Annotated in this window: 14 protein-coding genes; 10 read left to right on the top strand and 4 right to left on the bottom strand. The window is 40.4% G+C overall.

What is annotated here, in order from left to right; translation table 11 throughout:
- Positions 1-83 precede the first annotated feature (83 nt).
- Positions 84-479, bottom strand: a complete 396-nt coding sequence (locus tag MUS1_RS13585) for an MAPEG family protein (RefSeq protein WP_036163456.1) — start codon at positions 477-479, stop codon at positions 84-86.
- A gap of 272 nt (positions 480-751) precedes the next feature.
- Between MUS1_RS13585 and MUS1_RS13590 the strand changes: the two genes are divergently transcribed.
- Positions 752-2,455, top strand: a complete 1,704-nt coding sequence (locus MUS1_RS13590) for a protein adenylyltransferase SelO (RefSeq protein ID WP_036163457.1) — start codon at positions 752-754, stop codon at positions 2,453-2,455.
- A gap of 139 nt (positions 2,456-2,594) precedes the next feature.
- Here MUS1_RS13590 and MUS1_RS13595 read toward each other — a convergent pair whose 3' ends face one another.
- Positions 2,595-3,455, bottom strand: coding sequence for a LysR family transcriptional regulator (locus MUS1_RS13595; protein WP_036163458.1), 861 nt, complete (start codon positions 3,453-3,455; stop codon positions 2,595-2,597).
- A gap of 126 nt (positions 3,456-3,581) precedes the next feature.
- Between MUS1_RS13595 and MUS1_RS13600 the strand changes: the two genes are divergently transcribed.
- On the top strand, positions 3,582-4,346 hold the full coding sequence (locus MUS1_RS13600) for a sulfite exporter TauE/SafE family protein (protein ID WP_036163459.1): 765 nt from the start codon (positions 3,582-3,584) through the stop codon (positions 4,344-4,346).
- A gap of 73 nt (positions 4,347-4,419) precedes the next feature.
- On the opposite strand, the gene MUS1_RS13605 is transcribed toward MUS1_RS13600, so the two are convergent.
- Positions 4,420-4,644 (bottom strand): DUF1127 domain-containing protein, encoded by a 225-nt coding sequence (locus tag MUS1_RS13605; protein WP_036163460.1) that lies wholly within the window; start codon positions 4,642-4,644, stop codon positions 4,420-4,422.
- 131 nt (positions 4,645-4,775) lie between these two features.
- On the opposite strand from MUS1_RS13605, the gene MUS1_RS13610 reads away from it, so the two are divergent.
- From MUS1_RS13610 to MUS1_RS13630, 5 genes are all read left to right on the top strand, one after another.
- Positions 4,776-5,723 (top strand): LysR substrate-binding domain-containing protein, encoded by a 948-nt coding sequence (locus tag MUS1_RS13610; protein ID WP_036163461.1) that lies wholly within the window; start codon positions 4,776-4,778, stop codon positions 5,721-5,723.
- A gap of 133 nt (positions 5,724-5,856) precedes the next feature.
- Positions 5,857-6,177: an MmcQ/YjbR family DNA-binding protein gene (locus tag MUS1_RS13615; RefSeq protein WP_245595819.1), complete on the top strand. Its 321-nt coding sequence runs from the start codon at positions 5,857-5,859 to the stop codon at positions 6,175-6,177.
- Between the two features lie 91 nt (positions 6,178-6,268).
- Positions 6,269-7,606: a CDP-diacylglycerol--serine O-phosphatidyltransferase gene (gene pssA / locus MUS1_RS13620; RefSeq protein WP_036163464.1), complete on the top strand. Its 1,338-nt coding sequence runs from the start codon at positions 6,269-6,271 to the stop codon at positions 7,604-7,606.
- Positions 7,607-7,712: 106 nt separating this feature from the next.
- A complete protein-coding gene (locus MUS1_RS13625) occupies positions 7,713-8,600 on the top strand; it encodes a DMT family transporter (RefSeq protein ID WP_036163465.1) in 888 nt (295 codons plus the stop codon).
- Positions 8,601-8,621: 21 nt separating this feature from the next.
- The gene (locus MUS1_RS13630) at positions 8,622-8,975 is read left to right on the top strand and encodes a VOC family protein (protein WP_036163466.1); all 354 of its coding nucleotides are present in this window, start codon (positions 8,622-8,624) and stop codon (positions 8,973-8,975) included.
- Between the two features lie 55 nt (positions 8,976-9,030).
- Here MUS1_RS13630 and MUS1_RS13635 read toward each other — a convergent pair whose 3' ends face one another.
- Positions 9,031-9,237: a DUF2986 domain-containing protein gene (locus MUS1_RS13635; protein ID WP_036163467.1), complete on the bottom strand. Its 207-nt coding sequence runs from the start codon at positions 9,235-9,237 to the stop codon at positions 9,031-9,033.
- 613 nt (positions 9,238-9,850) lie between these two features.
- Between MUS1_RS13635 and MUS1_RS16420 the strand changes: the two genes are divergently transcribed.
- From MUS1_RS16420 to MUS1_RS13650, 3 genes are all read left to right on the top strand, one after another.
- On the top strand, positions 9,851-10,177 hold the full coding sequence (locus tag MUS1_RS16420) for a type 2 periplasmic-binding domain-containing protein (protein ID WP_051436290.1): 327 nt from the start codon (positions 9,851-9,853) through the stop codon (positions 10,175-10,177).
- A 7-nt stretch (positions 10,178-10,184) separates the two neighbouring features.
- On the top strand, positions 10,185-10,631 hold the full coding sequence (locus MUS1_RS13645) for an Lrp/AsnC family transcriptional regulator (protein ID WP_036163468.1): 447 nt from the start codon (positions 10,185-10,187) through the stop codon (positions 10,629-10,631).
- Positions 10,632-10,984: 353 nt separating this feature from the next.
- The gene (locus MUS1_RS13650; RefSeq protein WP_036163469.1) at positions 10,985-12,076 is read left to right on the top strand and encodes a TRAP transporter substrate-binding protein; all 1,092 of its coding nucleotides are present in this window, start codon (positions 10,985-10,987) and stop codon (positions 12,074-12,076) included.
- Positions 12,077-12,078: the final 2 nt, after the last annotated feature.

Below are 12,078 nucleotides of genomic sequence, written 5' to 3' on the forward strand. Positions count from 1 at the left end.
CACACCTATCAACGTACAGGTACTTTATGGGAAGGGCGCTTTAAATCCCAAGCCTTGTTTGATGAAGCCGCATTGGTGGCTTGTTAGGCTTGGATTCCAGCCAAAGACATTATTATCCCAACAATAGATAATATAATTAGAGCTAGTGAAGGTAACATTGAAAGCATAAAGCCAACGGTACGGCTTGCTGGGTCTTTTACATATGCTAGCCAATATATAAAACGACCTACTAAATAGACAAGACCTAAACTTGACACTAATGATGTAGACCAATAATTTGAGGCGATGAAAATAGCAGGAATAAACATCACTAACATCTCCAATGTATTCATTTGAACTCTGTACATACGTTCAAATCCCTCATGACCACTTATAGCAGGGGCTTTAATTCCATACTTTATTCTAGCTTTCCCTGTCATCACTGCAAAAAAGAAAAATTGGAGTACTGACGTTATTATGATTAATTCTACGTATTGCATTAAATTTCCTAGATATCATTTAAAAGATTAACACCCACTTAAGCCAGTAAAGTGCTGGTGCGAGTGCGCGTTTACACATTTTCACAACGCTTCAATTATCTCTATAAACCACTAAATTATAATCATTTTAAAGGTATGCTTGTTGTAATACGATAAAAATATCTGAGGTTTTGTATCAACAATCTCATGAAGCACGTTGCCATTACTGGCGCTAGTCATAAAAATGAATGTCTAAAAACAACGAAAAATCACAATGGTAGGTTTTTACAACAATGACAAAATCCGTTAAATCATCAAGCAATGCATGCGTGACTACTTTCGATGAGTTTGTAGAGAAGGTGGATTATTCACTGATGGATACCTTACATGCGGATCCGAATGCTACAGAGGATGGCGATGACCACCGTGCTCGACAAGTCTTTTCTGGTCATTTTGTTCCTGTCACTCCGACACCGTTGGCAGAGCCAGAATACATCAGCCACAGCAGCACGCTTTTTAACGAGCTTGGGCTGAGTGATGAGCTTGCATTGGATAGTGACTTTAGCCGATTGTTTTCTGGCGATATCTCGGCGGCCTGTGGACCAATGAAACCATTTGGTTGGGCGACGGGTTATGCGCTTTCGATTTACGGCACCGAATACATTCAGCAATGTCCGTTTGGTACAGGCAATGGTTATGGCGATGGTCGTGCCATTTCTGTATTTGAAACGGTGATGAACGGCCAGCGCTGGGAAATGCAATTAAAAGGTGGTGGCCCGACGCCTTATTGTCGTGGTGGTGATGGTCGCGCAGTGTTGCGTTCCAGTGTACGGGAGTTTCTTGTGCAAGAGCACATGCACGCTTTAGATATTCCTACTTCCCGTTCTTTAACCCTGTATGTTTCTAAGTCGGAGACGGCGAGACGTCCTTGGTACTCACCCGATTCTCGCTCCGCTGATCCTGATATTTTGGTGGACAATCCCGTGGCGATTTCTACGCGTGTCGCGCCTTCGTTTTTGCGCGTTGGTCAGCTTGAATTGTTTGCCCGACGGACTCGTAGTAATGCCGACCCTTTGGCGCTTGAAGAGTTACGCATGATTGTTATGCACTTAATTGAACGTGAATACCAAAACGAGATTGACCAAGAAGATGACTTTGCCGATCAGTTAGTAGAATTAGCTGGGTTATTTCGTCAGCGTCTGACGGCATTGGTTGCGAATTGGCTGCGCGTTGGTTATTGCCAAGGAAACTTTAACAGCGACAATTGCGCCGCTGGTGGCTTTACGCTGGATTATGGCCCATTTGGATTTTGTGAAATATTTGATATGGAATTCCAACCTTGGACTGGCGGTGGCAAACATTTTTCTTTCTTCCATCAACCAAGCGCAGCGGAAGCGAATTTTCATATGTTTTGGACGGCAGTTCGTCCTTTACTTGCAGAAGGTAGTGACGCGCTAATACAGTTTGATGAAGTACGACGGGGCTTTGCTGAAGAAATGCAAAATCAAACTCAACAAATGTGGGCAAGCAAGCTTGGTCTGGCTGAATTTGACGCCCAATTATTTAAACAATTACTGCAACTTATGGATCGTTCTGAGGTGGATTACACCATCTTCTTCCGTGAGTTATCTCATATCCCTGATGAGATCTCGTCGTTGAAAAAGAGCTTTTATGTCGCCACGTCTGAAACCCTCGACGAACAATGGCAGTCTTGGCTTAACGAGTGGTACGACCTCGTGAGTGCCAGTGGCGATGTTTCTGAGATATCCATAAAGATGAAGCAGGTTAACCCAAAATACACGTGGCGCGAGTGGCTGGTTGTGCCAGCTTATGAACAAGCGACAGAAGGGGATTACTCTCTTGTCAAAGAACTGCAAGAGGTTTTGAATCGCCCGTATGACGAGCAATCAAAAGAAATAGAAGACAAATATTATCGGCTAAAGCCGAAAGAGTATTTTCGTGCAGGCGGTGTGTCGCACTATAGTTGCTCGTCCTGAGAATAGCACGTTGTCGTGATAAATCACGACCGACAAGACCCAACCCCATTTTCGATCCTCTCCCTACTATAATTACCTGAAGGTAGGGAAAGGAGAAGAAGGTGATTATAAGTCAGCGTAAAGGTTTTGGTGGTTGTTATTAAAAACTGGCTTTGAGTCGCTCTAAAAACGCCTCTTTGGCGCGATGTAAGCCTGTATTTTTGTTCCAAATAAAGTAGTTTTTTAAAGCGGTGAGTTCTTTGAATTCGTAGGTTTTTACGCTTTCTGCGCCGTTATATTGTTCAAGCATTCCTTTTGGTACGAGTGAAATGCCAGCTCCTGAGCTGACGCAGCCTAAGATGGTTCCGTAGCTGGCGATGCTGGTAATGGCTGTTGTGGCATTGTGTTCGCTTAACCAGTCTTCAAGTGTTTTTCTATAGGGGCAGCCTTCTGGCCACATGAAGATGTCTTTTCCAATTAAGTCACTTGGGTGTGTTATGTCGTCTGTTGTGGCGGGAGCTATTAAGACGAGATCTTCTTGGTATATTTCTACGCTGTTTAAATATGGATGCTTATGGTTCACAGCAACGATGGCGCCATCGAGTTTATGATGAATCACGTCATCTAGCAGTTGTTGCCATCTGTCTGTGCTGAATTGCATTTGAACCGCTGGAAACTCTTGGTGATACTGAGACAGTAGTTTGGGCAATCGACCTGTTGCTGAGGATTCAACTGCACCTATTCTTAATAGTCCGGAAGGTTCCGATTGAGGGCTGATCGCTTGTTTAGCGTCTTGGCATAAGGACAGTATTTGGTTGGTGTATTCTAGAAATATTTTCCCTGATGGACTTATGACTAATCCTCGACCCTGCCTGATAAATAAGGTTGTTCCGAGTTCTTCTTCTAGCTTTTTGATTCTGGTGGTGATGTTGGATGGTACGCAGTGGAGTTTTTCCGCCGCACGAATAATGCTGCCGTATTCTGCCACCGTTTGAAACATACGTAATTGTGAGAATTCCATCTATTGCTCATTTATAATGAATCATTGATTTAATATAAGTTACTTTTATTCATCTCTCTAGTTTTTTAATCTGAATGTTTAATCCTTGAATGACGTTGATGTAGATGAAAAAGGGCAGATTGCTAGATGTTTGATTATTTTTTAATTCCGTTAGGGCTTTTCGCGTTTTGCGGTGGTTTGATTGATGCGGCGGTGGGCGGAGGAGGATTGGTTCAGTTGCCTGCGCTTTTGCATGCGTTACCGCAGTACAGTTTGGCGACGGTGTTCGGTACGAATAAACTTGCGGTGCTGGCAGGTACAACGTCGTCTGCTTTTACTTATATGAAGAGAGTAAAAATTCTTTGGAAGCTGATTATTCCAACGGTTTTCTCTGCTTTTGTCTTTGCCTTTATAGGAGGTTTGTCGGTTTCCTTCATGCCAAAAGCCTTGATGAGTTACATCGTGTTTTTTCTTTTGGTGTTAATGGCTGTTTACACTTTTATTAAAAAGGATTTAGGCAAAGGGGATTCAAAGAAGGATTGTGGTAAGAGAGAGATCGTTTTAGGGGTTTTCTTTGGTGGTTTGATTGGTTTTTACGATGGCGTTTTTGGACCGGGAAGTGGCAGTTTTTTAATTTTTCTATTTGTTCGGTGCTTCGGTTTTAATTTTATTAACGCATCAGCGTCGGCAAAGCTTGTTAATTTAGGCACCTTTACTGGGTCTTTAGCCTTCTTTATTCCATCTGGTAATGTGCTGTGGTTAGTCGGTGGTGTGATGGCGTTATGTAATATGGCGGGCTCTGTGACAGGGGCGTTTTTAGCCTTGCGCTACGGTAGTGGTTTTATCCGAGTCTTTTTCTTGGTGTTGCTTGTGTTCTTGATCGGAAGAATGGGTTTTTCTTTGTTTGTATAAATGTCATTCCGCCGCCTAGATTGAGTCTATAACCGTGTTATCTAAACGAACGGAATGTCATTTTTTAGGTTGATCATTTCCAAAGTGGCTTGTTTGTTTCGTTGTAAATATCGACTGAAGTCAAGCCAATATCTTTCATTTGAGACTCGCTTAATGTGTGAAGTCTACTTCTTGTTTTCCAGTTATGAAGCATTTTTTTGAAAAGCGGTTTCAAAGATTTTTTAGTAAGTGTATCTAATGTGTTTTCACAACACTGATTTATGCTTAAGGGGATGTTTTTTGCTTGATTAATTTCCATTAATTTTCTCCTGTAATGTACTTAAATTAGTATGCTTAGCTTAGTTGTGTATGATCGGATATAAAATAGGTTCAGACAAATGAGAAAATACGGTCTATGATTAAGATATACTTAACTATAAAGGGTTTTTTATGTCTTCTAATCGTCTTTTGCCTTCACTTAAGTCGTTACTGGCATTTCGTTATGCGGCACAATCATTGAGCTTTAAAGCTGCAGCAGAACATTTGTATGTGACACAAGCGGCAATCAGCCAGCAAATAAAAACCTTAGAGCAAGCCTTAGGTGTTGAATTGTTTGAAAGGCATACTCGTCAAGTGACTTTGACGACAGAAGGAGCCTATTTATTTGACTACGCAAATAAAGCCTTTGGCCTATTAGAAGAGGGAGTAAAGGGAGTAGCAGAAGATTCCAATCCTAATACCTTGGTGATTAGTGCTGTGCCTTCTTTTTCAAATCGCTGGTTAGTGCCTCGGTTAGGTGGGTTTCGAATACAAGAACCAGAGATCAACCTTCGACTTAGTCCTAATAGTAAGCTATCAACTTTTCTCGACACTGATTTAGGGGTTCGATTGGGAGAAGGCGTGTATAAAGGATTGCAGTCTAGCTTGTTATTTGAAGAGTTTTTGCTGCCTGTTTGCCACCCTTCGTTAATTAATGATAAAGAACCGATTAAAAAACAGTTGGCTAAGATACCGGTTATTACCGACACTGGACCTGATATGGAACATGTTTGGCCGATATATCAGCGTTTTTTAGACATGTACGATATGCCGATAAACACTCAACTTCATATCGATGATTCCACCGCATTGGTAGAAGCCTTATTGTCTAGGCAGGGGATTTCTATGATGCGGTTTAGCTTGGTGTATGAACAAATAGAGAAAGGTCAGTTGGTTTGTCCATTGCCTATATATATGAAATCTCGATATGATTTTTATCTTGTGGCGCCAGCGCATCATTTTAAGCGTCAAAAAGTAATGGGATTTAAGCGTTGGATTGAGAATGAAGTGAAAAGTATTGATCATTCATGGCAAGAATATACATCAAATAATCCTGACTTTAAGGAGGTGACGGTTTAGCGTCACCTCCTCTTCTCTAAAGCCTAATCTTAAAATATGTGTTTTAATTTTTTAGTATCAATTTCAATCAATCTAATTTAATTATTTATCAATGACCTATGACGAGTTCAACCAATTTTGTGGTTCTTTGCCTGTGACAACCCATGTTGTTCAGTGGGGAAATTCTCAGGTCTGGAAAGTAGGTGGAAAGATGTTTGCTGTTGGTGGGTGGAGTCGAAATGGAATGCCTGCGTTTACTTTCAAAACATCGGATTTAAACTATGATTTTTTACGCTACAAAGAAGGCTATAGACCGGCGCCTTATCTTGCTTCCCGTGGTATGAAGTGGATTCAGCAGTTTGAAGGGTCAAAAGAGTTGGATGAAGAATTAACTTATTACCTTCAAGAATCCTATCGTATTGTGTCGTTGGGTTTGACGAAGAAGAAACAAAAAGAGTTGGGCTTGAATCAATAAGAATTAAATCAATAAGCAGAATTCATACAGCACAAAACTGGCAAATTTGTTACAGTTCGCTGTTGTTTTAAAAAGGTAGCACCTACGTATCATGCCCATTCGATATTCTCTTGGCACATTACCCACTTTTTCGGTTGATCCAGATCAGTTTGATGTTTTGCAGTCGGCTCGCCATTTTCGTGAATATTTATTAGAAGCCATTAATAAAGCCACTACTAGAATTTACCTTGTTACCCTTTACCTTGAAAACGATGAAGCCGGGCGAGAAGTGCTGACGGCACTTTACGAGGCCAAGTTACGCAACCCAGAATTAGATATCGCTGTATGTGTTGATTGGCATCGTGCTCAACGTGGACTGGTGGGGGCTGAGAAATCGAAAGGCAATGCGGCGTTTTATCAGGCTTACGCTAACAAATACGATGTGACGATTCCTGTATATGGCGTGCCAGTGCGTAACCGTGAAGTATTTGGCGTGTTGCATCTAAAAGGTTTTGTTGTTGATGATACCGTGATCTATAGCGGTGCGAGTTTGAATAACGTTTATCTGCATTATCAAGACCGTTATCGGTTTGATCGTTATCATGTTATTCAAAACGCTTCTTTGGCGGACAGCATGGCGGATTTTGTACGTCAGGATATGATTGGCCAAGCAGCAGTTCAAAATCTTTCACAAACAGATTTACCAAGCACCAAAGAGATAAAATCGTCGATCCGCAAGTTTCGTATTGCATTGAGTCGATCTTTTTATCGAGGAAAAACGGAACAGATTCAAGAGGGTCATGTTGCTGTCACGCCTTTAGTCGGTGTTGGGAAACGTAATAATATACTCAATAAACAAATCCTTACTTTACTGGCGAATGCGAAAGAAGAAATTGTTCTATGTACACCTTACTTTAACCTTCCAAAGTCTGTGCTACGAGAAGTGAAACGCGCGATTAAACGCGGAGTAAAGGTCGATATTATCGTGGGCGATAAAACAGCCAATGATTTTTATATTGCGCCTGATCAACCCTTTAAAGCCATTGGTGGTTTGCCTTATTTGTATGAAATTAATCTACGAAAATTCTCTGTAATTAATGAGAAATTCATAAAAACGGGTCAATTATCGATTCATTTATGGAAGCACGATACCAATAGTTATCACTTGAAAGGATTATGGGTAGATCGTCGTACTATGCTGTTAACGGGAAATAATGTGAACCCTAGAGCATGGGCATTGGACTTAGAAAATGGTTTGTTGATTGATGACCCTGAAAAGCGTTTAGAGACAAAATTTAACGCAGAATTTGATAATATTTTTAAACACACTCAGCGAGTTTCGACATTTAGTCAACTCGAAATGCTGCAAGATTACCCGTCGAAAATTCAGCGTTTGTTAAAGAAAGTCATCCGTACAAGAGCGGATCGACTACTGAAACGAATTTTATAAAAACGGTTGTGTTGATGGTTGGAAAGTTATTTATCAAGTGTAAGGCGAGTCTAGGTCTCATGCTTATTCGGTTTTTTGTTTTAATTCTTTTTAGGATTTAATTGCTATGTGGATTTTCATTACGTTGTTTGCGGCGGCTTGTCAGTCTGTTCGAACGGCGTATCAAAATACCTTGGCTCGTGATGCAGGTCTTTTGCATGCGACTATGTCTCGTTCACTGTATGGTTTGCCTCTGGTTAGCTTGTACCTTTTGGCGTGTTACTTCATTTTTGGTTGGGTGTCTTTACCTGATAATGGCGTGTTTTGGTTTGCTGCGAGTATTTGCTCTATTGCTCAGATTATGGCGACGTATTTAATGTTGCGGGTTTTTCAATCTGGTAGTTTTGCCTTAGGTACCTTGTTGGCAAAAACAGAGGCAGTATTGGCTGCATTAATTGGTTTGCCTTTATTGCATTACACTTTGACCTTAGGTTCATGGATAGGTGTTGCGTTGGGGGTTTTAGGCGCTTTGGTAATGAGTATAAAGTGGAATAATTTGAAACTGGCTCATAAAGACACGTCGTTGATTTTTGGCTTGGGGAGCGGTTTATGTTTTGCCATTACATCGGTCAGTGCTTCCATGGCAAGTCACGCTTTGAATGGTTCTATTATTACGAGTGCTGGTGTGACGCTTTGGTATGTGTTGGCACTTCAATCGATTATTTTGTGTGGTATTCAAATTTTTAAAAGCCGAGATGCGTTAGCTCCGTTTCGACAAAGTCTTGGTTTGAGTATGAAAGTTGGAGCGCTTAGTTCCTTGGGCTCTATTGCTTGGTTTACCGGTTTTGCGCTTGTGAATCCTGCTTTAGTGAAAACTTTAGGGCAACTAGAAATATTGGGTACCTTGTATTATTCGAAACGCCGCTTTGCTGAAAGTATTAGCAAGCAACAGTGGGTTGGTGGCGCTATGATATTGTTTAGCGTTATTTTGATTGTTACATCAACGATTAAGTAAGAATAAGAGAGGGATAAGTGTATGGCATCCAATAAAATCAATTATGTAGAACTACCTGCTCGTGATTTGGCGTTAAATAAGGCGTTTTTTAGTCAGGTGTTTGGCTGGGGGTTTAAGGATTATGGTCCTGAATACACAGCGTTTGAAAATGCAGGTTTAGATGGCGGTTTTTTTCAAGCAAACTTTTGTTCTCGGCCACAAACAGGCGCCGCTTTGATTATTTTATTCAGTGATGATTTGGAAATAACGTTGAATGATGTTAAGTCGGCTGGTGGAGCCATAGAGCAGGAAATATTTGAATTCCCTGGTGGTCGTCGATTTCATTTTCTAGACCCATGCGGAAACGAATGGGCTGTGTGGGGCAAACTGAGCTAATAGATCTTTTAAATTTGGCTTCTTAATTAGAAGGCAGAATTAGCTCATCATGAAATTAAGCGTTGTTTTCTTCGGCGCTGCTTTCTTCTGTATTTTCTGTGGTAACTGTATCGATTGTTGATTCAGTCGCGGCATCAGCTTCCATTTTCGCACGCTCAGCTTTTGAAATGTATTTAGGCTTTGCTTTTTTTGGATTCGCTTTTAATGTGGCTTGTTTATTACGTTTAGTTAGAATGTCTTTAATTTTTTTACGACGGTTCATGTTGCTGTACCCAAGTTGATCTTGTTTTAGATAATTTAATGGAATGTATATAGGTATCATTGGAAATATTGAAGTGACTATACCAGCCTTGTATACAGTTCGAAAGGCGTGAGTGTATTTTTAGTGTTGTTGATTTTTTGCTCTAACCAAGCTACTAGGTTGTTCTGTCAGTCAAGCGCTATATGATATAGAAAAACTACAGAACTAAGTGATGATTTTACCACGTAGAAATTACTAGCATTAAACTCTCTTTGGGCATTTTAGGTTTCAAGGAGTTATTTAAGGTAGCTAAAAGGATTAGGTGTGGCGTAAGGCGCGGTTGCTCAGTAGATTCGAGTTCTTGAAGAGTATTTAGTGTCATATTATTTGAACGTTTACCTAGGGGGTTAGCATTAACGGTAAAGGAGGTCGTTTATCTGAATGATATTTCTAGGGCCTTTGATATTATGGGTGAGGCAATTCCCATATGATTGAACGCTCTGATGCAGTAATGGCTAGTATTACTCCTACTTTCGAAGCAAAATTACTTATTCCTCGCTTTAGGTAGTTAAATGCCTTATTACCTCATATTGAATTACGAACGCTTGCCACGGAATCACTTTCTAATTTCTATGTGGATCAAATTGATATTGCGGTGAGGTTAACAGGCCTACCGTTCTCGTCTAATTTACAGGCTGAGCCTTTGTTTCATCAAGAGCTTGTCGTTGTTGCAAGCCCTCTCCTGATAAAAAAACCAAACCCCTCGTTCACAATTGAAGAGCTACAGTCGTTCCCTTTATTACATGATGCCCATAATAATTGGCCCATGGTGTTGAACTCAAAGGAAAAACTTTCAGGCGCTAAATTTAATCACACATCGTTAGCTAAAATGCCTAAAGCACCCATTAATCAGAGTCTGGCAAAGAAATTGCTTAAAGTAAGAACTTTAAATCAAGGGTGAACTGTCAATGAATAAAAATGATACTGCTTTGCTTAGCATCCTAGTTCAAGACGGCAGAGCTTCATTTGCTGATATCGCAAGACAGCTCAACATTTCTCGTGCGCATGCCAGAGCAAGAGTAAAGGCACTGGTTGATGACGGTGTTATTGAGAAATTTACTGCGGTGATAAACCCTGAAAAGCTAGGTAAGGTTATCTCAACTTTTATCGATCTCAAAGTAGTACCTCAGCATATTGAAAGCGTCGCAGAAGAATTGGCGGCTAAACAAGAAGTAGTAAGCCTTTATATAATGACTGATTTAAGAAGTCTGCATATCCACACATTAACGGATAACTATGAAGCTTTTGATCAATTTGCTAAGAACTATCTTTTCGGTCGAGAAGAAATTATTTCAGTGGAATGTGGAAGCTTATTGAAGCGAGTAAAGCATAGGCGGGGAGGGGCAAGACTATAAAATAGTTTGTTCTACGCTATATTTTGGTGCGAAATGCCGATAAATATAACAAATATACATGTGGTATCAATTGTTTGTCTAATGATTACATTTGAATAATAAATAAAGATTTTTGTAATCAAAAATCATACATATGTATGATTTATTGGCTCCTTTTTTATGTATTTATAATATTGCTATTCCATAATAGGGCGCTGGTTATTGATCTATAAAACCCTCATTTTTTTATTTTTATCTTTATTTATCAACTGCTTACAATAGGTTATTTGTTTTCTGGCATACTCTCTGCATATTAAGTTCTGTCTGGGTCGATATCATCGACATTTTGGAATTCAAATGTAAAGGGTATAAATATGACTAATAGTAGACGTCAATTCCTTGGTAATGCACTTGCTGCTACAGCTGCGGGGGCAGTAGTGGCTACTCCATCTATCGTTCAAGCTCAGAGTAAAGATTCTTTTAATGTAAGAATGACTAACGCTTACCCACCGGGCTCACCATTTTATGTACAAGGGCCGGGTAGTCCGATGGATTTTTGTAAAAAAGTTGAAGAAATGTCTGGAGGGCGTCTAAATATTCAACATTTTGCTGCAGGAGAGTTGTTGCCTGCATTAGAAGGCTTTAACGCTGTATCGAGCGGTACAATAGAAATGAATGCGGCTAATGCTTATTTCTGGGCAGGTAAAATACCGGCGGCACAGTTTTTTACAACAGTACCTTTTGGACTAAATACTCAAGGAATGAATGCTTGGTTGTATCATGGTGGTGGTATGGAACTGTGGCATGAAATTTATGAGCCACACGGCTTAATTGCTTTCCCAATGGGAAATACGGGCGTTCAAATGACTGGCTGGTTTAGAAAACCCGTTGAGTCAGTTGCGGATCTAAAAGGGCTGAAAATGCGGATTCCAGGTCTAGCAGGTAAAGTATATAGTGAGCTAGGTGTTACTGTACGCTTATTGCCTGGAGGTGAAATTTTTCCAGCTCTAGAGCGAGGAGTCATTGATGCTGCTGAATTTGTTGGGCCTTATCAAGATCGACGTCTGGGGCTTCATAAGGCGGCCAAATATTATTACACAACAGGTTGGCATGAGCCGACTAATGTAACTGAATTATTAATCAATAAAGACGTGTGGGAATCTTTACCAAAAGACTTGCAGATGATTGTAAAAATGGCCGCGCAAGCCAGTGTTACTGAAAGCTTATCATGGTCTGAGGCTGTTAATTCTGAAGCGTTAACGGACTTGGTGCAGAATGAAGGTGTAATTGCTCAGCCGCTACCTCAAGATATTGTTACTAGCTTAAAAGAAGCTACATTCGATACTTTATCAACTATGGCAGCAGCTGATCCACAAACTAAGAAGGTTTATGAATCCTTTATGGCTTTTAAGGAGAAACATGCCTCATGGGCTGCTCTTAGCGAGAAACCATTCTTAAACCTTTAAAC

The sequence above is a fragment of the Marinomonas ushuaiensis DSM 15871 genome, from assembly GCF_000521805.1.
In the GTDB taxonomy this organism is placed as follows: Bacteria; Pseudomonadota; Gammaproteobacteria; order Pseudomonadales; family Marinomonadaceae; genus Marinomonas; species Marinomonas ushuaiensis.

What these genes read in the sequence shown, in the direction of transcription:
- MUS1_RS13625 (WP_036163465.1), top strand. Translation starts at nt 7,713, where the DNA reads ATGTGGATTTTCATTACGTTGTTTGCGGCGGCTTGTCAGTCTGTTCGA.
- MUS1_RS13650 (WP_036163469.1), top strand. Translation starts at nt 10,985, where the DNA reads ATGACTAATAGTAGACGTCAATTCCTTGGTAATGCACTTGCTGCTACA.
- pssA (WP_036163464.1), top strand. Translation starts at nt 6,269, where the DNA reads ATGCCCATTCGATATTCTCTTGGCACATTACCCACTTTTTCGGTTGAT.
- MUS1_RS13610 (WP_036163461.1), top strand. Translation starts at nt 4,776, where the DNA reads ATGTCTTCTAATCGTCTTTTGCCTTCACTTAAGTCGTTACTGGCATTT.
- MUS1_RS13600 (WP_036163459.1), top strand. Translation starts at nt 3,582, where the DNA reads ATGTTTGATTATTTTTTAATTCCGTTAGGGCTTTTCGCGTTTTGCGGT.
- MUS1_RS13630 (WP_036163466.1), top strand. Translation starts at nt 8,622, where the DNA reads ATGGCATCCAATAAAATCAATTATGTAGAACTACCTGCTCGTGATTTG.
- MUS1_RS13590 (WP_036163457.1), top strand. Translation starts at nt 752, where the DNA reads ATGACAAAATCCGTTAAATCATCAAGCAATGCATGCGTGACTACTTTC.
- MUS1_RS13635 (WP_036163467.1), bottom strand. Translation starts at nt 9,237, where the DNA reads ATGAACCGTCGTAAAAAAATTAAAGACATTCTAACTAAACGTAATAAA.
- MUS1_RS13645 (WP_036163468.1), top strand. Translation starts at nt 10,185, where the DNA reads ATGAATAAAAATGATACTGCTTTGCTTAGCATCCTAGTTCAAGACGGC.
- MUS1_RS13585 (WP_036163456.1), bottom strand. Translation starts at nt 479, where the DNA reads ATGCAATACGTAGAATTAATCATAATAACGTCAGTACTCCAATTTTTC.
- MUS1_RS13595 (WP_036163458.1), bottom strand. Translation starts at nt 3,455, where the DNA reads ATGGAATTCTCACAATTACGTATGTTTCAAACGGTGGCAGAATACGGC.
- MUS1_RS13605 (WP_036163460.1), bottom strand. Translation starts at nt 4,644, where the DNA reads ATGGAAATTAATCAAGCAAAAAACATCCCCTTAAGCATAAATCAGTGT.